The following is a 17894-nucleotide window of genomic DNA, read 5'->3' as shown; positions in this document are numbered from 1 at the left end:
GTGGAGGCCGCCCTTCGCGAGGAGGGCCGGCCCGTCCTCGCGCGGCGCCCCGGGATCCCGTACTCCGTGGTGCTGGCCCTCCTGGGCGTCCTGGTGCTCTGCGCCGCCACGGCCGGGATCGCGGCCGGCTCGATCAGCGTCCCGGCCGACCAGGTGTGGGGCATCCTGCTGCACCGCGTGCACCCGTCCCTCGCCGAGCCGACGTGGACCCCGGTGCGCGAGACGATCGTCGTGGACGTCCGCCTTCCCCGGGTGCTGCTGGCCGGGGTGGTCGGCGCGGGGCTGTCGGTGGCCGGCATGGCTCTGCAGGCGCTGGTCCGCAATCCGCTGGCCGATCCGATGCTGCTGGGCGTGTCCTCGGGGGCGTCGGTCGGGGCGGTGCTCGTCCTGGTGCTGAACCTTTCGGTGTTCGGGCTGTTCACCCTGCCGGTGGCGGCGTTCTGCGGGGCCCTGGCCTCCCTGGTCGCGGTCTACTTCCTGGCCCGTTCCGGCGGGCGGATGACGACGGTACGTCTGGTCCTCGCGGGTGTGGCCACGGCCGAGGTGCTGTCGGCGCTGGCCAGCTTCCTGATCGTCACCTCGAACGATCCGCACAAGACGCAGTCCGCGCTGCGCTGGATGCTCGGCGGGCTGGCCGGCACCACCTGGACCACGGTGTGGATCCCTGTCGGCGCGGTCCTGCTCGGGACGGCCGTCCTCCTGGGTGTCTGCCGTCCGCTCAACCTGCTGCTGGCCGGGGAGGAGGCGGCCGCGGCCCTCGGTCTGGACGTGCACCGGTTCCGCGGCGCGCTGTTCACGCTGGTGGCCCTGATGATCGGCACGATCGTGGCGGTCAGCGGGCAGATCGGGTTCGTCGGGCTGATCATGCCGCACGTGGTGCGGCTGCTCGTGGGCGCCGACCACCGTCGCGCGCTGCCCGCCGCGGCCCTCCTCGGGGCGGCGTTCCTGATGTCCGCCGATCTGGCCGCGCGGACGTTCATGAGTCCGGAGGAGATACCCGTCGGCATCCTCACCGCCCTGGTCGGCGGTCCCTTCTTCCTCTGGCTGATGCGACGGAAGGCGGCCGGGTGAGCGACCGACCGATCGGAGAGCCCGGATCCCTGCGCGCCGAGGAGGTCAGCGTCGTGGTCGACGGCAGGGCGCTGGTCCACCGGGCTTCGCTGCACGCGGCGCCCGGCGAGGTCGTGGGCCTGGTCGGCCCCAACGGCGCCGGCAAGTCCACGCTGCTGCGCACCTTCTACCGGGCGGTGCGGCCCACCTCGGGCCGGGTCCTCCTCGACGGCGAGGACGTCTGGCGGATGCCGGGCAAGCGGCTCGCCCAGCGGCTCGCGGCCGTACTCCAGGAGACCGCCGGGGACTTCGAACTGACCGTCTACGACGTGGTGGCGATGGGCCGTACCCCGCACAAGCGGGCCTTCGCGGGCGATGACGCGGACGACCGCGACATCATCACGCGGTCCCTGGCGGAGCTCCGCGTCGACGCCCTCGCGCACGCGCCGTTCGACCGGCTGTCGGGCGGGGAGAAGCAGCGGGTGCTGATCGCCCGCGCGCTCGCCCAGCGCACGGGGACCATGGTGCTGGACGAGCCGACCAACCACCTGGACCTGCGCCATCAGCTCGACGCGCTGCGGCTCGTGCGCAGGCTCGGAGTCACCGCCGTCGTCGCGCTGCACGACCTGAACCTCGCCGCGGCGTTCTGCGACCGGATCTGCGTCATGGCGGGCGGCCGCGTCGTCGCCACCGGAACGCCCGAGGAGGTGCTGACGGCGCGGCTGCTGTCCGAGGTGTACGAGGTCGAGGCGGAGGTCATCGAGCATCCGCGCACCGGGGTGCCGTTCGTCAGCGTCCTGCCCGGCTGGGAACGGCCGGCCGGCGGGGCGCCGGAGGGCGGAGAACCGGATGGAGAGGTGCCGCCCGTTCGCCGGGACTGACCGGTACGCCGCTCACGCGACTCGTGCGACTTGCGCGACCCTCGCCGGGGTGCGGGCGGCGGGGTGCAGGGCGGCGTACTCCAGCGGAGCCGACGGGTCGATCGAGACGTCGAGCTGCGCCGGAGCCGAGCCCGCCCGCACCAGGAGGTCACCGACGGCGGCGATCATCGCCCCGTTGTCGGTGCACAAGGTCAGCGGCGGCACCCGCAGTTCGACTCCGGCCGCCGCGCACCGTTCCTCCGCCAGCGCGCGCACCCTCGAGTTGGCGGCGACCCCGCCCACCACGACGAGCGTGCGCACTGCGTACTCCCGGCACGCGGCCAGGGCCTTGCGGGTGAGCACGTCCGCCACGGCCTCCTGGAGGGAGGCCGCGCCGTCGGCCAGCGGGATCTCCTCGCCGCGCAGGCGGTACTGCTCGGCCCAGCGCGCGGCGGCGGTCTTCAGCCCGGAGAAGGAGAAGGAGTACGGGGCGTCCGTGGGGCGCGTCAGCGGGCGCGGGAAGGCCACCGCGCAGCCGTTGCCCCCGCGGGCGGCCCTGTCGATGGCCGGCCCGCCCGGGTAGGGGAGGCCGAAGACCCGGGCGACCTTGTCGAAGCACTCCCCGGCCGCGTCGTCCACGGTGTCGCCGAGATGCAGGATCGGATCGCGTACGAGGTCCCGTACGAACAGGAGCGAGGTGTGCCCGCCCGACACGATCAGCACCATGCACGGGTTGGGGAGCGGCCCGTGTTCCAGCGTGTCGGCGGCGACGTGTCCGGCCAGGTGGTGCACCCCGTACAGCGGCACGCCGGCCGCGTGGGCCAGGGTCTTCGCCCCGGCCAGCCCGACCTGCAGGGCGCCCGAGAGGCCCGGTCCGGTGGTGACCGCGACGGCGTCGACGTCGGAGATCCGCAGCCCCGCCTGGTCCAGGGCCTCCCGTACGACGGGGTTGAAGGCGTGCAGGTGGGCGCGGGCGGCGATCTCCGGCACCACCCCGCCGAACCGCGCGTGTTCGTCCATGCTCGACGCCACCACGTGCGCGAGCAGCCGCCCGCCGGACACGATCCCGGCACCGGTCTCGTCACACGACGACTCGATGCCCAGCACCACAGGAGAGCCCACCGGAACCTCTTTCGCACATGCAGATCAATTGCAACCTTCTCGCAATAAGGTACGCCGCCGGACGGATCCACCGCGTCCGGGTGACGGGCGGGAACTCGGACCGCACCGCGTACGACTACCTCCCCGGCGGCTCCCGCGCGGACGACCCCGACGGGCGCAGCGCCGTACACGTACCCAGGATCTGGAGAGCCGATGACCGGAAGGCAACCCGAGACCCGCCCCGACCGCGCCTGGCCGCGCGGGGCGCCGCCACCGGCCCTGGCCGGCTTCGTCGTGCTCCTGGCGGCGCTGTTCGCCCTTTCCTACGGGGTGGGTTCGGCCGCCGGGCCGGTCGCCCCCGGCCTGCACCGCACCGGCACCGGCACGGGATCCACCGGCGGTCCGCACGGTGGCGGCGGCACGGGCGGCATGAGCGGCACGCATCCGGGGAGCGTCCGATGACCGCGGACACGGCGGGCGGCACCCTGACGACGACCGATCTGATCGTCGGCGGCATGACGTGCGCGGCCTGTGTGAACCGGGTGGAGAAGCGGCTGGCCCGGCTCGACGGGGTGAGCGCGACGGCCAACCTCGCCACCGGGAAGGCGCGGGTGAGCCACCCGGCGGCCGTGAGCGCCCAGGACCTGGTCGCAGCGGTGGAACGCGCCGGCTACACCGCCGAACTGCCCCCGCCGGCCGCCGCACCGCGTGAGCGGGCCGTGCCGCCCGCAGAGCCGCCGGCGGACGGTGAACGCGCGGAGCGCGAACGGCTGTTGATCACGGCTCTGCTGTGCCTGCCGGTCCTCGTGCTGTCGATGGTGCCCGCCCTGCAGTTCCGCAACTGGCAGTGGCTGTGCCTCACCCTGGCCGCTCCGGTCGTCGTGTGGAGCGCCCTGCCGTTCCACCTGCGGGCGGTACGCGGGCTGCGGCATGCGGCGGCCACCATGGACACCCTGGTCTCCCTCGGGGTCCTCGCCTCGTTCTCCTGGTCCCTGTACGCGCTGTTCCTCGGCGGCGCCGGTGATCCGGACATGCGGATGCCGTTCACCTTCCTCCCCTCGGCGGGCGGGGAGGTCGCGCACGTCTACCTGGAAGCCGCCGTCGGAGTTCCCCTGTTCGTCCTGGCCGGCCGCCATCTGGAGGGGAGGGCCCGGCGGAGCACCGGCGCGGCCCTGCGCTCGCTGGCCGGGCTCGCCGTCAAGGACGTGACGGTCCGCGAGGACGGCAGGGAGCGGCTGATCCCCGTGGAAGAGCTGCGGGTGGGACAGGAGTTCCTCGTACGGCCCGGTGAACGGGTCGCCACCGACGGTGTGGTGGTCTCCGGCAGCTCGGCCCTGGACCTGTCCCTGGTCACCGGTGAGAGCGATCCCGTGGAAGTGGGGCCCGGCCGGAAGGTGGTGGGCGCCGCCGTCAACGCCGGTGGCCTGCTCCTCGTACGGGCCACCGCGGTCGGTGCGGACACCCAGCTCGCCCGTATCACCCGCATGGTCACCGAGGCCCAGGCGGGCAAGGCGCGGGCGCAGCGGCTCGCCGACCGCGTGGCGGGGGTCTTCGTCCCGGTCGTCATGGCCCTGGCGGTCACGGTGCTCGGTTTCTGGCTCGGCGCCGGGGCGGACCCGCAGGCGGCCGTGACCGCGGCGGTGGCGATCCTCGTCGTCGCCTGCCCGTGCGCGCTGGGGCTGGCGACGCCCACCGCGCTGCTGGCCGCGACCGGCCGGGGCGCGCAGCTGGGCGTACTGGTCAGCGGTCCGCAGGCACTGGAGGCACTGCGGCACGTCGACACCGTGGTCCTGGACAAGACCGGCACGCTCACCACCGGACACATGAGCGTCGTCCAGGTCACCGCGGTCAGCGGCGGCATCGGGCGCGAGGCGGTCCTGCGCCTGGCCGGGGCCGTGGAGCAGGGCTCGGAGCATCCGCTGGGCCGCGCCCTCGCCGCGTACGCGCAGCGCGCACTGCCCGGGGGCACGCTGCCCCCGGTGACCGACTTCCTGGCGACGGCCGGTGCGGGCGTCACCGGGCTCGTGGAGGGCCGGCGCATCGACCTGCTCTCTCCCGACGACGGCCTGCCGAAGTCGTTGGCACAGGCGCTGGCCGAGGCGGAGGCGTCCGTGCTCACTCCCGTCCTGGTCCGGGTGGACGGCTTCGACGAGGCCCTGATCACCCTGGGGGACGTGCTGCGGCCCGGGAGCTACCGGGCCGTGGACCGGATGCGCCGGCTGGGAGTGGAACCGGTGCTGGCCACCGGTGACCGCGACGCCACGGCCCTGGCGGTCGCCGCGCAGCTCGGCATCTCCGCGGTCCACGCCCGCTGCACTCCGGAGGGGAAGGCCGAGCTGGTGACGCGCCTGAAGGAGGAGGGCCGCCGGGTGGCGGTGATCGGCGACGGGGTGAACGACGCCGCCGCCCTGGCCCGGGCCGATCTGGGCATCGCGATGGGCAGCGGTACGGACGTGGCGATCGGCGCCGCCGACGTGACGCTGGTGCGCGGTGACATCGAGGCGGTGGCCGACGCCGTCCGGCTGGCCCGCCGCACCCTGGGGACGATCCGCGCCAACCTCGTCTGGGCGTTCGGCTACAACGCGGTCACCGTGCCCCTGGCCGCGGTCGGCTGGCTCAACCCGATGGTCGCCGCCGCCGCGATGTCCGCCAGCTCGCTGCTGGTGGTCGGCAACAGCCTGCGCCTGCGGGCCTGGCAGCCCGCGCCGAAGCGCCACGGCGGCGTAACACCCCGTCCCCGCCGAAAGGGTTTTCAGCGATGACCGATCCCCTCTCCCCCACGTCCTCGGCCGCGCAGTCGCCCGGCGGCCGCCGGCTGCGCGAAGGGCTGATCGCCGTGCTCGCACCGGTGACCGCCTGTCTCACGGCCCTGGTCGGACTGACCGCGTGGACCACGGCGGGGGCCGCGGGCACTCCGGCCCGGATCGAGGTCGGCATCGGGCGGGTCTTCCTGCCGTACGCCGACAGGGAGCGCACCGCCGCGTTCTTCCGGATCACGAACACCGGTGGGTCCGGGGACCAGTTGGTCTCCGTGACCTCCCCCGTCGTCGAGGCGGTGATGCTGAGCCGGCACGAGAGCGCCGCGGGGGCGGATTCCATGCGCATGGTCCCCTCGGCGGAGATCCCCGCCGGCTCGACGCTGCAGATGACTCCGAGCACGCTGGACGTGATGATGACGGTCAAGGGCCGCTGGCAGGTGGGGGACGCGGTGCCCTTCGTCCTGCACTTCCGCAACAGCGGGCCCGTCCAGGCCGTGGCGTTCGTCGTGCGGCCCGGCAGCTGAGCGCCGCCTCTCGTCACGGATCTCACCGATCTCGTCCATCTCGTCGATCTCGGGAACCCGGAGCCGTCGCCGGCCGACTACTGCCACGTACGAGGCGGACACTGCGCCGAAGTCATCCTGCTGCAGAGGATCGAGGGACGAGAGATGGGCGGGCTGGACGTCCACATGCGCGAGGTGGCCTGCCGGCACGGCAGGGTGGAGGCCGTCGCCGATGTGGATCTGGAGATCGCGGCCGGTGAGCGGGTGGCCCTGACCGGAACGAACGGTTCGGGCAAGACCACGCTGCTGCGTGCCGTGCTCGGCCTCCACCGGCAGGTGTCGGGCGCGATCACGGTCGGCGGACGCGGCACCGGTTCGGCCGCGGAGTGGGCCTGGCGGCGCCGGGCCTGCGCCTGGATCCCGCAGAAGCCGGCCGCGGGGCGTTTCCCGCTGCTCGGCGCCGAGCTGCTGGCGAGCAGCGGCGCTCCGGCGGACGCGGTCGAGGCCGCGGACCGGCTCGGGGTGGGTCCGCTGACCGGGCGGCCGCTGCACACCCTCTCCGGCGGGCAGTTGCAACGCATGTACCTGGCCCGGGCGATCGGCTGTGTCGCCGCGGGGGCTCAGGTACTCCTCGCCGACGAGCCCACCGCGGCCCTCGACTTCCACGGCCAGGAGGAGGCGGCGGACGTCCTCACCTCGCTGCCGGTGACCCTCGTCGTGGTGACGCACGACCGCGCGCTGGCGCAGCGCTGCGACCGGGTACTGGAGATGGCCGCGGGCCGGCTGCGGGAGGTCCGGTGACGCTCGCCACCGCCGACCTCGGCGCGCTCCTGCAACTCCTGCCCGTGCAGCGGGCGGGCATCGCCCTGCTGCTGGCCGCCGTGGGGCTGCCCGTGATCGGGGTGGTCATCGTCGGGCTCGACATCATGCCGGTCCGGTTCGCGATGATGCACGTCGCCCTGCTCGGCATCGCGGTCGGCCTGCTCACCGGCCTCGACCCCATGCTGTGCGCGCTGGTGGCCTGCGCCCTGGCCGGCGCGGGCGTCGCACCGCTCGCCCGCACCCCGGACGGGCTGTCGGGGGCGATGGGGCTGCTGATGAGCCTGGCGATCGCGGCGGCCCTCCTCTTGCTCGCCGTGTCGGGCGTCAACGCCTCCGGCGCTTTCGCCCTGCTCTGGGGGTCGATCCTGTCGGTGGGCACCGCCGATCTCGTGGTCCTCGGGGTGCTCGCCGTCGTGGTCCCCGGCCTGTTCTGGTGGCGGCGCCGCGAGATCGGGCTGCTCCTCTACGACCGCGAACTCGCCCAGTGCTCCGGCGTGCCCGTGCGGGCGCTGACCGCGGTCCTCCTGGTCCTCGTCGCCGTCGCGGTGGCCGGCGCCATCAAACTCACCGGCGCCCTGCTCGTCGACGCGCTGACCCTGCTGCCCGCGCTCGCGGCCCGACGCCTCGGCAGTTCGCTGCGGTCGATCACCCTCTGGGCGGTCGGCATCGGCATCGTCGTCAACCTGACGGGGTTCCTGCTGGCCCTGTGGCTGGACTGGCCTCCCGGCCCGGTCCTCGTCCTGACGGCGGGGGCACTCGTCCTCGCCGTGCACTTCATACCCGAACGGAGAATCAGCACATGGCGCGCACCCGCGGCCGTATCCCTTCCCTCCTCGCACTGAGCGCGGCGGTCCTCCTCACGGCCGGCTGCGCAGACGACACCGGCACCGCCGCGGCCGGCGACGGCCCGGCGCCGGCCGGTGCCCCGGCCGCCAAGAGCAAGCCGGTGGTGGTCGTGACCACCACCTGGGAGGGCGCCTTCGCCCGGGCCGCGGGCGCCCAGGACGTCAAGGTCATCGTCCCGCAGTCCGTGCACCACGCCCCCGACTACGACCCGAAGCCCTCGGACCTCGCCGCCGTCGCCAAGGCCGACTTCGTGCTCTACGCGCCCTTCGAGCCGTACGCGGCGAAGATCAAGGAGGCGGCGGGCTCCAAGGCGAAGCTGGTCGAGGTCAACCTCGACAACGACCCCGACAAGGTCAAGGCCGAGGTCGACAAGCTGGGCGCCCTCTTCGGCACGGCGGACGCCGCCACGCAGTGGAAGACCGGCTTCGACACCGAGTACGCGAAGCTGAACAAGGACGTCCAGGCGGCCTGGCCCGGCGGCAAGAGCCCCTCCGTCGTCACCCAGGTCTTCACCGCCTGGGCCGCGAAGCTCGCCGGGGCCACCCCCGTGGGCACGTTCGGGCCGGAGGCGGTCACCCCGTCGCAGCTCGCGGAGCTGTCCGCGAAGAAGCCGGCGCTCGTCCTGGACAATGCCCACATGTCCACCGGCACGGTCCTGCCCGACTCCGGCGCCAAGCAGGTCAAGGTCGTCAACTACCCGGGCGAGGACCTCGACCTGCTGCCGGTCTACCGCAACGCGGCGGCCGAGCTGAAGAAGGCCATGGGCGCCCCCTGACCCGGCGCCGGAAGGCGCGACACACGGGAGGGCACGCGTGGAACGCGTGCCCTCCCGTCGTGCGGTACGCGGTGTCCGGGGCCCGGCGGCGAGCCGCCGCCGGGCCCCGATCCCTCATCCCGCCTGGGCGAGCGGGGCGCTTGCGGTCTGCGGCAGCGGCCGGACCTCGGTCAGGCACGCGCGCAGGGCGGCCCGGTCCGGCTTGCCCGCCGGGGTCAGCGGGAGTTCGGCGACGATCAGGAGCCGCTCGGGGAACTTGCGCGGTTCGAGCCCGCGCTCCGCGAGGTGCGCGCCGAGCTCGTCCAGGGACGGCGCCCGCCCCGTGCGGGGTACGACGCAGGCCGCCAGCCTCTCCCCCATCACCGCGTCCGGAACGCCCACGCACACCACGTCGCGCACCAACGGGTGGGAGGACAGCTGGCGTTCGACCTCGGCGGGGCTGATGTTGGCTCCGCCCCGGATGACGATGTCCTTGAGCCGTCCGACGATGTGGAGGGTGCCGGCCTCGTCGAGGAAGCCGAGGTCTCCGGTGCGGACCCAGCCGTCGGGGGTGCGGTAGAGGGCGTCGAGGTCCGGGGAGGCGACGTAGCACAGCGGGGTCATCGGGCCGCGCGCGATGATCTCCCCGACCCGGCCGTCCGGCAGCGGCTCGTGCGTCTCGGTGTCGGCGATGCGGATGTCGGCGACCCGGGGGTCGGGGCGCCCGGCCACGACTCCCTGGCCGTCCGCGGGCGGGATCTCGTTGTCCAGGCCGGTGTGGCAGTTGACGCCGTCGGCCGAGCCGTAGAGGTTGACGACCGGGCAGCCGAAGGCGCGGGCGGCGTCCTTGGCCGTGCGCTCGTCGAGCGCGGACCCGCCCAGGACGAGGGCGGTGGGGGCGGGCAGCGGGGCGGCGTCGCCTTCGAGCCGGTCCAGCATCATCCGCACCATGGTCGGTACGCCGAGGATGTGCGTGGGCGCGTGCTCGCGGACCGCAGCGAGGGCCGCTTCCGGGGTGAAGTGGTCGAGGAGGACGAGCGTGCCGCCGTGCCGGGCCAGGGTGACGGCCGTCCCGTTGGAGCCGAAGGCGGAGCCGAGCGGCACCAGGAACAGGCAGCGCGGCGCGGTCCCGTCGGGCATCAGCGAGGCGAGGAAGTTGCCGCGACCGCCCGCGAGGGCGTTGTGCGAGTACGCGATCATCTTCGGCTCGGCCTCGGAACCGGAGGAGACCAGGATGCGGGCCGCGCTGTCCGGGTCGGGCCGGGCCGGTACGAAGGCGCTCGCGTCGGAGCGCAGCAGGGCGGAGAAGGGAACCGTTCCCTCGGGGGCCGGCCCGGGTCCGGCGGCGATCACGTGCCGCAGCGCGGGCAGGGCCGGTGCCAGGGTGTGCAGGTCGGCGGCGTGGCGGCTGCCGCGGTGCTCGGTCGCGGCGATGACGGCGACGGCTTCGGCGCGGCGCAGCAGGCATTCCGCTTCCAGGCTGCCCCGGCCCACGGGGAAGGGCAGGGCCACCGCGCCGAGGGCGGCCAGGGCCAGGTCGGCGATGACGGCGTTCCGGTTGTTCGGGAGCTGGACGGCCACCACGTCGCCGGGACGTATGCCGAGGTCCCGTAGGCCGCCGGCCAGACATCGCACTTTGCGGTCGAGCGCGGTGTAACAGAGGGGGCCCTTGGCGTCGATGACGGCGGTGGCGTGCAGGTCGGCGATCTGCCGGGCCCGGAACAGGCTGTAGAGGTCGAGGTCGGGGCAGGTGCCGTCGATCACCCAGGAGCGGCGGAGGTCGGCGGGCAGCAGGTCGTGCAGGGCGAGCCTGTTGGCGGTCATGTGAAGCTCCAGGGGTCGGGAACGGCAGGGGCGCCGTGCGCGTCGCGACTGATCGAGCCGGTGAAGCGCTGGTCGTGGTGCAGGTCGGCCAGTTCGGTGGTGACGGCGGTGGCCGTCAGGCCGTGTTCCCGCAGCTGCCTGAGGGCGTCCGCGGTGGGGAGTTCGCGCAGGTCGTACGCCGCCGCGGCGGGGGCGGCCGCGTCGGTCGGGGCGATCCAGCCGTCGGCGGTGGGCAGGGGGCGCCGGAATCCGGCCGGCCGGCGGGGGTTCTCGCCGCGTGTCGCGCGTCGCAGGGCGGGGGCGGTCAGGGTGTCGGCGGCGCCGAGCAGCGAGGAGTCCACGCGGACGCCGTGGCCGGTGCGTTCGCGCAGGAGGAGTCCGGCGAGGACCGCCTCGGTGCCGTGCAGTCCGCCGAGGACGTCGAGCAGGGTCATCAGTGAGGGGGCGGGGGCCTCGTCCTGGGGGCGGACGGCCTCGCCGACCGCGGTGCGGGCCTGGACCATGAAGTCGGTGCCCATGGGGGCGTCGTCGAGCCGGTCGGCCCAGCCGCTGGTGTACGCGTAGACGAGTGCGGGGTTCACCGCCGCCAGGTCGTCGTGGTCCAGGCCGAGTTCGGCGGCCTTGCCCGGGGCCCAGTTGTGCAGGAAGACGTCGGCCTCCGCGGCCATCTCGCGCAACGTGCGCCGGTCCGCGTCGGCCTTGATGTCGATCTCCACGGCCCGCTTGCCCCGGTTGAGGGCGAGCCAGCGTGCGGAGATCCCGGAGCAGGCGGGCGGCATACCGCGCAGCGGGTCGCCGCCCGGCGGCTCGATCCGGATCACGTCGGCGCCCAGCAGGCCCAACAGGTGTGCGGCGAGGGGGGCCTGGATGCGCCGGCCGGCCTCCAGCACGGTCAGTCCGGCGAGCGGCCGGGCCGCGGAAGGCCGGTGTCCGTCTCCGTGCCTGGCCGCCGTTCCCGGACGGCCGGCTTCCGGCCCGAGGAGCCGGAGCTCCCACGGGGCCCTGCCGTCGTCCTCCAGCGCCCTTTCCCCGAGCGTGCGCAGGACGCACACCTCGGCTCCGGAGAGGGCGGCGGCCCGCCGGATGCCCGTCATGGGGGTGGCCCGGGTGATCTCGTGGAGGGCTCCCGGGAAGGGCGCGCAGGCGGTGGCGTACCGGAACTGGAAGGGCCGCCAGCCCGCCCGCATCGCGTCGGCGGGCGCCTCCAGCGCCCGCCAGAAGGCGGCCCAGGCACCCGGGTCGAGGGTCTCCAGTTCGAAGAGGACGCCCTCGGCGGAGCGGAAGGGTGGCCCGCCGGCGGCGAGTTCGGCGGCTTCGCCCTCGTCGGCTCCGGCGGCGGCGAGGTACTGGGACACCGTCAGCAGGCCCGCCCGGTCCGCGCGGGTGGCGACCTGGGTGGCGGCCCCTCCGCGTGCCTGGCCTATGAGGCCGGCGAGCAGCCCCTGCACGGTCAGGACGGCGGTGGCCGTGGCCGCGTAGTCGGCGGCGAGTCCCCGCGGGGAGCCGTCCCGGCGGCCGTGCACGGCCATGATGCCGGTGGCTGCCTGCACGGTCGCCTCGTCGACGAGCCCGCTCGCGGGGCCCGCCCACGCGGCGACCGCGTGGGCCGGTGCGAAGCCGCCGCCGGTGAGCCTGATGCGGTCCGGCGGAGCCTCCTGGCCGGGATGATCCCCGCTCGCGCCGAGCATGCGCAGGTGGTCGGCGACCACACCTGTGATCTGCGGGGGCCCCGAGGTGTCGAAGCGCAGTGTGTCGAGCGGCCGGACCGTCTGCGTGGTGGCTGGTGACGCCATGCCTCTCCTCTCCCGGCGCGGCGGTGGCCGTCGCCCGGTTCGTGCGATACGCGGGAACCGGGGGGCGTCCGCGCCCGACCAGTTCCACGGACAGACAGTCGGACAACCGTTCCCACGAGTTCCCGGGAATGAGGAGGAAAACAGTGACGGATCCAGACACGGCCACCCAACATGCTTTCCAGGGAGCCGAGTTGAGAGACCGGATCGCCGCTTTCGTCCGCGGCCGGGTGATCCCTCAGGAGGACGTGCTGGACGCCGGCGGCCCGGCGGCGGCCGCGGCACTCGCCGAGTTGGGGCGCCAAGCCCGCGAGGAGGGGCTCTGGGCGCTCCCGCTCCCGGCCGAACTGGGCGGCGGCGGCCTGTCCTTCGCCGCGTACGCCGCACTGGCCGAGGACGAGGGCGCCAGTGACCACGGCCCCGCCGCGCTCGGCTCCGCTCCCCTGCTCGACGTCACCATGCTGGCCCGTCACGGCACGCCCCGGGTCCGCGCGGAGTACCTGGAACGGCTGGTCGCCGGGGAGATGCGCACCTGCTACGCGATGACGGAGCCGGACGTGCCCGGCACCGACCCGTTCTCGACCGCCACCTGCGCCGAACGCCTGGCGGACGGCAGCTGGCGCGTGACCGGCCGCAAGTGGTTCACCTCCGGCGCCGCGGGCGCCGACCTGGTGACCGTCATGGCCCGCACCGGCGGAACCGCCGGCGACCGCGCGGGGCTCTCCCTGCTCCTGGTGCCGACCTCCTCCCCCGGCTTCCGGGTGGTCCGCGAACTCCCCGTGCTCGGTGGGGCGGGCCAGTACGAGATCGCACTCGACCGGGTCCGGGTGCCCGCCGACCACCTCCTCGGCGAGCCCGGCGACGCCCTCGCCATCGCGGGTGAGCGGCTGCTGCTCGGCCGTACGCTGCGTTGCCTGCGCTGGCTGGGCCAGGCCCGGCGCGCCTTCGACCTCATGTGTGAACGGGCCGCCACCCGCAGCGGCTCCCGTGGCCCCCTCGCCGACCAACAGCTGGTCCAGCAGCACGTTTTCGACGCCCTGCTCGCGCTGCGCACCACCCGGCTGCTCGTCCACGAGGCGGTGGACCTGATCGCGTCCGGGCAGGACGCCCGTACGGAGGTCGGACTCGCCAAGGTCGCCGCCGCGCGGATGCTCCAGCAGGTCACGGACTCGGCCATCCAGGTCCACGGCGCCGCCGGGCTCGGTCCGGACACCCCCCTGCCCGGCCTCTTCCGTACGGGCCGCGCCGCCCGCATCCTCGACGGCCCCGACGAACTCCACATCACCACCGTGGCCCGCCGCGTCCTGCGCGACTACGGCGCGGGGGCCGCTCCACGCGGGTGATGCCGCCTACACGCGGGTGATGTCGACGAGGCCGTCCAGGGCGGCCAGGCCGAGCGCCAGGAAGAAGTCGCCCCAGATCAGCTCGTGCCGGACCGCCAGCCCCTTCGCCGCGTCGTAGCAGCCGTCCAGGAGCATCCCCGGCGGGCGGCCGGAGCACGCGCCGGTGAGGTGGGCCTGCGCCAGGCGGTTCAGGATCGCCACGGCCCGGTCCGCACACGCCTGCGCCCGGGGGCCCGGGACCCGTGCGAGCTTCAGCAGGGCCACCGCGGTGATCGCGGCGGCCGATGTGTCCAGGGGGCCGGCGGGCCGGGAGGCGTCGGCCGGCGGTACCAGCCGCCCGGCCAGCACCTCCCCCTGCGCCAGCAGCTGTCCGACCGCCTCGTCGAGCCGGGCGCGGGCATCGGCCACGACGTCGGGCCGTACGAGGGCGTCGGCGACGGCCAGGAGCAGCCAGGCCTGACCGCGGCTCCAGCCCGGCGCGGGATCGTCGCAGGGCTGCCATCCGGTGCTCTCGTCGAACAGGCGGGCGGGCCACAGCCAGGGGTGCCGCTCGGCGCCCGTGCCGAGGCAGAGGTCGAGGTGCCGGTGGAGGTGGGCGGCCGCGGCGGCCGTCCCCCGCGCGTCGGCGCCCGCCAGCAGGGGCACCATCCCCGGTACCCCGTCCACACGGGCCAGCAGCCGGGGCCCGCCCAGTGCTTCGCCCCAGGGAACCAGGCCGAGTGCGGGGTCGTAGGCCGACAGGCAGGCCCGGGCGGCCCGTTCCCGCAGCCGGGCGGCTTCGCCGTCGGCCCCGGCGAGCGAGGTCCCGTACCAGAAGATCAGTCCCCGGGTGGCGGTGTCGGCGTCCGCCCACGGGGCGAGCCGGGCCGTGCACCAGGCGGCGGCCCGCCGGTCGGCGTCGGTACCGGTGTAGCGGGCGCGCAGCCACAGCAGCCCCGCCCAGAAGCCTCCGGTCCAGGAGCCTCGGGCCGTGCTCGTCCACCGCCCGTCGTCGGGCTGCGCGTAGAGCGGGAAGCGTTCGCCGACCTGGGCCTCGGTCACGCTCACCCGCCCGATGACGGCCGCGAGGGCGTTTTCGGCCCAATCCGTGGGCACCGCGCCGTTCACGAGGCGGCCTTCCGCCGGTCCCGCGCGGCCCAAGCGAACGCGACGGCTCCCGCCGCCGCGAACTCCACGGCGACCAGCAGCCACCCGTGGCCGTACCGGCCGCTCCCGGCCAGCAGCCCGAACAGGGGCGGCCCCAGGGCGAATCCGCCGAAGAACCCGGCCGCGACGAGCGCCGAGTCCTGTCCGGCCCGGCCCGGAGCGGCCCGCTGCATGACCAGCACCATGGACACGGCGTTCCCGGACACGGCGAACACACCGACGGCGACGGCCCCGAGCCACACCAAGGGGCCCGCGACGAGCGCGGCGCCCAGGAGGAGCGCCGCCCCGAGCGCGCCGCAGGCGAGCCATCCCGGCAGCCACTCGGCCCGCCCGGGCCGGGCCGCCTTCGACCAGCCGATCCGGCCGGCGATCCCGGCCACGCCCAGTACGGCGACCAGGGCGCCGGCCGCGGTCGGACCCATCCCCAGGCGCTGCGCCCCGAAGAGGGCCAGGTACGTGTTGACCGAGGCGATCCCGGCCCCGAGGAAAAGGGAGAAGGCCGCCAGCCAGGCGACCATCCCCCGGGGAACGAGTGGGGCACGAGGGCCGGTCGGGGGCGGCGCGGGATCGTCGGGCAGCGCCCGCAGCGCCCACCCCCCGGCGAGCAGGGCCGCGCCCGCCGCCGTCCACACCGCGCCCCGCCAGCCGATCCCGCCCGCGAGCAGCACGAGGGGCAGTCCGGCCACGAAGGCGCCCAGCTGGACGCCGGACTGCTTGAGTCCGGTCACCGCACCGCGCCGGGCCGGCGGGACGACGCGCATGATGGCCTTGTTGGTGGCGGGGTTGGCCAGCGCCTGCGGTACGCCGCCCAGTGCGACGGCGCCCAACAGCGCGGCGGTGCCGGGCGCGGCGCCGATCAGGGCGAGCGCCGCGGCCGACACCAGCAGCAGGACGACCAGCGAGCGACGCGGACCGATCAGGTCCACGATCCGGCCGCCGGCCGGAGACAGCAGGGCCGCCGTCCCGAAGCCGAGCGTCGTCGTCAGCCCGAGGACCGCGGGCGAGACTCCCAGTTCGTCCACCAGCCGCGGGCCCAGGGCCCCGAGGAGGAACAGCTGGAGCATCGAGAACGCCATGGCGGACGTGAGCAGCGCCGTCAGCGACCTTCCCGTGCCCTCGTCGGTGCGCGCCGGCACGGTCCCGGGTTCCTCCACCGCCACTGATGGCTCCTTCCCCACGCTGCGCGCACATCGTTGCGACCGGCCAGTCAGTCGGCCGGCAAGGGCCTTGAGTTCCCTGCGCGTCGTGTGGTCCGGCTCACACGACGCGGGCGCTCAAGGCACGGCCGGGTCGTCCACCAGAACTTGTCCAGAAGTGCGCAGCCTTCTTCGAAGTCCCGGACGCTGGTGCGAGGATGAGCCCCGCCATGAACCCGGGCCGATGTTCACGAGTCGTACGGGCTGCGATGTTCGCAGCCCTCTGCGTGCTGCTCGCGGCCACCGGCCACATCCTCATGTCGGGTACGGCGGTGCCCTGGTGGGCCCTGTCCGCCGCGTTCGCCGGCACGGCGGGAGCGGCCTGGGCCTTCGCCGGCCGCGAGCGCGGGCTGCTCGCCGTCACCACCGCGGCCGTCACCGTCCAGGCCGGGCTCCACGCGGGCTTCTCCCTGGCCCAGTCCCTGGTCCACCCCTCCCTGCCCACCGGCACCTCGTTCGCCCGCCAGTGGGCGGAGTACCTGACCTGCGGAGACGGGGCGACCTCGGCCGTCTCCCCGCGCGAGGCGCTGAAGGTGGTCAACGAGGCCGGGGTCGGCGGGCTGGTCTTCCGGCCACCCCCCGGCACCGCGCTCTCCGATGCCACCGCCCATGGCCATCACGCCGTGCACGAGATGGCCGGCGCCGTGTCCGCGGGGACCGCGATGCCGGGCGGGGGCCACGACATGGGCGGCATGTCGCCGACGGCGATGCTCGCCGCCCACCTCGTGGCCGCGGTGCTGTGCGGCCTGTGGCTCGCCTACGGAGAGCGCGCCGCCTTCCGCATCCTGCGCGCCGTCGCCGGATGGCTCTGGACTCCGCTGCGCCTGCTCCTCCGGCCGGCCGCGACACCGCACCCGCCGCGCGTCCTCGTACGCCGCGCCCGCCGGCGCCACGCACTGCGCCGGCTCCTCCTCTCCCACGCCATCACCTCACGGGGTCCCCCGACGGGAGCCGCTGTCGTCTGACAGCCGGCTCCCCGAGCACGCGTCGGCACCGCGTTCGCGCCCGCCCTCCGCGCCTCGGGCCTCGGCCCTGCCCTCCGGCAGGCCGTACACCCTTCACCGGCCCCGCCCCCGCGCGGCGCCGGCCTCCCCTTCCCCGAAGGACCTGTGGCGATGACTCCTGCCCTGCCCACCCAGAACCGTCCCGCCGTCGAGCAGCCGGACCGGCACACCGCCGACGCGGCGGTGACCCGACTGGCCCTGGACGCCCGCGACGGCGACCCCGCGAAGGCCGACCGCTTCGTCCGCGCACTGCACCGGGACGTCTGGCGCTACGTCGCCTACCTCAGCGCCGACACCCAGGCAGCCGACGACCTCACCCAGGACGTGTTCCTGCGGGCCCTCGCCGCCCTTCCCCGCTTCGAGGGCCGGTCCTCGGCACGAACCTGGCTGCTGTCCATCGCCCGCCGCACCGTCGTCGACAGCCTCCGCCACGCCGCGGCCCGGCCCAGGCTCTCGGACCGGTACGACTGGCAGACCGCCGCCGAGCAGACCCAGCCGCACGACGTGCCGGGCTTCGACGAGGGCGTCGCGCTGGCCGAACTCCTGGCCACGATCCCGTCCGAACGCCGGGAGGCCTTCGTCCTCACCCAGCTCCTGGGCCTGCCCTACGCCGACGCGGCCGAGGCCATCGGCTGTCCCATCGGCACCGTCCGCTCCCGCGTCGCCCGTGCCCGTACTTCCCTGATCGAACTGCTGACGGGCACCGCCGCGTCCGCGCCGCCCGTACGGGAGCACCCGCTGCCGGACCGGGAACCGCGGTTCGTCACACCGGCCGTGCGCAAGGGTGCGCTGACCACGTCACCCGCCTGATCCGGCCGGGGCGCACGGGAGGGCATGGCGTGAGCGCCGCCCTCCCGTGGCCCCGCGCGGGGCCGTGTGCGTACGGGGACTCCGCA

Annotated in this window: 16 protein-coding genes; 11 read left to right on the top strand and 5 right to left on the bottom strand. The window is 75.0% G+C overall.

Annotation, left to right across the window (positions count from 1 at the left end; all coding sequences use genetic code 11):
- Both AB0D29_RS30320 and AB0D29_RS30315 read left to right on the top strand, forming a co-directional pair.
- On the top strand, window positions 1-1071 hold the full coding sequence (locus AB0D29_RS30320; protein ID WP_362858597.1) for an iron ABC transporter permease: 1071 nt from the start codon (window positions 1-3) through the stop codon (window positions 1069-1071).
- The gene (locus tag AB0D29_RS30315; RefSeq protein ID WP_362858613.1) at window positions 1041-1931 is read left to right on the top strand and encodes an ABC transporter ATP-binding protein; all 891 of its coding nucleotides are present in this window, start codon (window positions 1041-1043) and stop codon (window positions 1929-1931) included. The genes AB0D29_RS30320 and AB0D29_RS30315 overlap by 31 nt, the downstream gene beginning before the upstream one ends.
- A 12-nt stretch (window positions 1932-1943) precedes the next feature.
- Here the strand turns inward: AB0D29_RS30315 and tsaD are convergent, their stop codons facing one another.
- Window positions 1944-3020 carry a tRNA (adenosine(37)-N6)-threonylcarbamoyltransferase complex transferase subunit TsaD gene (gene tsaD, locus AB0D29_RS30310; protein ID WP_362858612.1) on the bottom strand — a complete coding sequence of 359 codons (1077 nt, stop codon included), beginning with the start codon at window positions 3018-3020 and terminating at the stop codon, window positions 1944-1946.
- A gap of 204 nt (window positions 3021-3224) precedes the next feature.
- Between tsaD and AB0D29_RS30305 the strand changes: the two genes are divergently transcribed.
- From AB0D29_RS30305 to AB0D29_RS30280, 6 genes are all read left to right on the top strand, one after another.
- Entirely contained in the window at window positions 3225-3473 is a 249-nt protein-coding gene (locus tag AB0D29_RS30305; RefSeq protein WP_362858596.1) for a hypothetical protein, read from the top strand.
- Window positions 3470-5773, top strand: coding sequence for a heavy metal translocating P-type ATPase (locus AB0D29_RS30300; RefSeq protein WP_362858595.1), 2304 nt, complete (start codon window positions 3470-3472; stop codon window positions 5771-5773). Before AB0D29_RS30305 ends, AB0D29_RS30300 begins: the two co-directional genes overlap by 4 nt.
- Complete coding sequence (locus AB0D29_RS30295) at window positions 5770-6294, top strand: copper chaperone PCu(A)C (RefSeq protein WP_362858593.1); 525 nt, start codon at window positions 5770-5772, stop codon at window positions 6292-6294. The genes AB0D29_RS30300 and AB0D29_RS30295 overlap by 4 nt, the downstream gene beginning before the upstream one ends.
- Window positions 6295-6438: 144 nt before the next feature.
- The gene (locus AB0D29_RS30290; protein ID WP_362858592.1) at window positions 6439-7074 is read left to right on the top strand and encodes an ABC transporter ATP-binding protein; all 636 of its coding nucleotides are present in this window, start codon (window positions 6439-6441) and stop codon (window positions 7072-7074) included.
- The gene (locus AB0D29_RS30285; RefSeq protein WP_030719115.1) at window positions 7071-7937 is read left to right on the top strand and encodes a metal ABC transporter permease; all 867 of its coding nucleotides are present in this window, start codon (window positions 7071-7073) and stop codon (window positions 7935-7937) included. The genes AB0D29_RS30290 and AB0D29_RS30285 overlap by 4 nt, the downstream gene beginning before the upstream one ends.
- Window positions 7895-8716 carry a zinc ABC transporter substrate-binding protein gene (locus AB0D29_RS30280; RefSeq protein ID WP_362858590.1) on the top strand — a complete coding sequence of 274 codons (822 nt, stop codon included), beginning with the start codon at window positions 7895-7897 and terminating at the stop codon, window positions 8714-8716. Before AB0D29_RS30285 ends, AB0D29_RS30280 begins: the two co-directional genes overlap by 43 nt.
- Window positions 8717-8830: 114 nt before the next feature.
- Here AB0D29_RS30280 and AB0D29_RS30275 read toward each other — a convergent pair whose 3' ends face one another.
- Window positions 8831-10519, bottom strand: a complete 1689-nt coding sequence (locus tag AB0D29_RS30275; RefSeq protein ID WP_362858589.1) for a class I adenylate-forming enzyme family protein — start codon at window positions 10517-10519, stop codon at window positions 8831-8833.
- Window positions 10516-12312: a CoA transferase gene (locus tag AB0D29_RS30270; protein ID WP_362858587.1), complete on the bottom strand. Its 1797-nt coding sequence runs from the start codon at window positions 12310-12312 to the stop codon at window positions 10516-10518. Before AB0D29_RS30270 ends, AB0D29_RS30275 begins: the two co-directional genes overlap by 4 nt.
- A 143-nt stretch (window positions 12313-12455) precedes the next feature.
- Between AB0D29_RS30270 and AB0D29_RS30265 the strand changes: the two genes are divergently transcribed.
- Entirely contained in the window at window positions 12456-13652 is a 1197-nt protein-coding gene (locus AB0D29_RS30265; protein ID WP_362858586.1) for an acyl-CoA dehydrogenase family protein, read from the top strand.
- 6 nt (window positions 13653-13658) lie between these two features.
- Here the strand turns inward: AB0D29_RS30265 and AB0D29_RS30260 are convergent, their stop codons facing one another.
- Together AB0D29_RS30260 and AB0D29_RS30255 are read right to left on the bottom strand one after the other, a co-directional pair.
- Window positions 13659-14699: a sugar ABC transporter permease gene (locus AB0D29_RS30260; protein ID WP_362858585.1), complete on the bottom strand. Its 1041-nt coding sequence runs from the start codon at window positions 14697-14699 to the stop codon at window positions 13659-13661.
- 56 nt (window positions 14700-14755) lie between these two features.
- A complete protein-coding gene (locus AB0D29_RS30255; protein ID WP_362858583.1) occupies window positions 14756-15958 on the bottom strand; it encodes an MFS transporter in 1203 nt (400 codons plus the stop codon).
- Between the two features lie 245 nt (window positions 15959-16203).
- Here AB0D29_RS30255 and AB0D29_RS30250 point away from each other — a divergent pair, with 245 nt between their 5' ends.
- Window positions 16204-16959, top strand: coding sequence for a hypothetical protein (locus AB0D29_RS30250; RefSeq protein WP_362858582.1), 756 nt, complete (start codon window positions 16204-16206; stop codon window positions 16957-16959).
- A 150-nt stretch (window positions 16960-17109) separates the two neighbouring features.
- Window positions 17110-17808: a sigma-70 family RNA polymerase sigma factor gene (locus tag AB0D29_RS30245; protein WP_362858581.1), complete on the top strand. Its 699-nt coding sequence runs from the start codon at window positions 17110-17112 to the stop codon at window positions 17806-17808.
- Window positions 17809-17894 lie beyond the last annotated feature (86 nt).

Origin of the sequence: Streptomyces sp. NPDC048424, from assembly GCF_040651555.1 — a bacterium.
Classification (GTDB): domain Bacteria; phylum Actinomycetota; class Actinomycetes; order Streptomycetales; family Streptomycetaceae; genus Streptomyces.
The sequence above is the reverse complement of the archived record's forward strand: the minus strand, read 5'-3'. Positions and strand labels throughout refer to the sequence as shown.

Coding starts and splice junctions, on each gene's coding strand:
- AB0D29_RS30270 (WP_362858587.1), bottom strand. CDS start 12,312: ATGGCGTCACCAGCCACCACGCAGACGGTCCGGCCGCTCGACACACTG.
- AB0D29_RS30305 (WP_362858596.1), top strand. CDS start 3,225: ATGACCGGAAGGCAACCCGAGACCCGCCCCGACCGCGCCTGGCCGCGC.
- AB0D29_RS30280 (WP_362858590.1), top strand. CDS start 7,895: ATGGCGCGCACCCGCGGCCGTATCCCTTCCCTCCTCGCACTGAGCGCG.
- AB0D29_RS30250 (WP_362858582.1), top strand. CDS start 16,204: ATGTTCGCAGCCCTCTGCGTGCTGCTCGCGGCCACCGGCCACATCCTC.
- AB0D29_RS30300 (WP_362858595.1), top strand. CDS start 3,470: ATGACCGCGGACACGGCGGGCGGCACCCTGACGACGACCGATCTGATC.
- AB0D29_RS30290 (WP_362858592.1), top strand. CDS start 6,439: ATGGGCGGGCTGGACGTCCACATGCGCGAGGTGGCCTGCCGGCACGGC.
- AB0D29_RS30295 (WP_362858593.1), top strand. CDS start 5,770: ATGACCGATCCCCTCTCCCCCACGTCCTCGGCCGCGCAGTCGCCCGGC.
- AB0D29_RS30245 (WP_362858581.1), top strand. CDS start 17,110: ATGACTCCTGCCCTGCCCACCCAGAACCGTCCCGCCGTCGAGCAGCCG.
- AB0D29_RS30275 (WP_362858589.1), bottom strand. CDS start 10,519: ATGACCGCCAACAGGCTCGCCCTGCACGACCTGCTGCCCGCCGACCTC.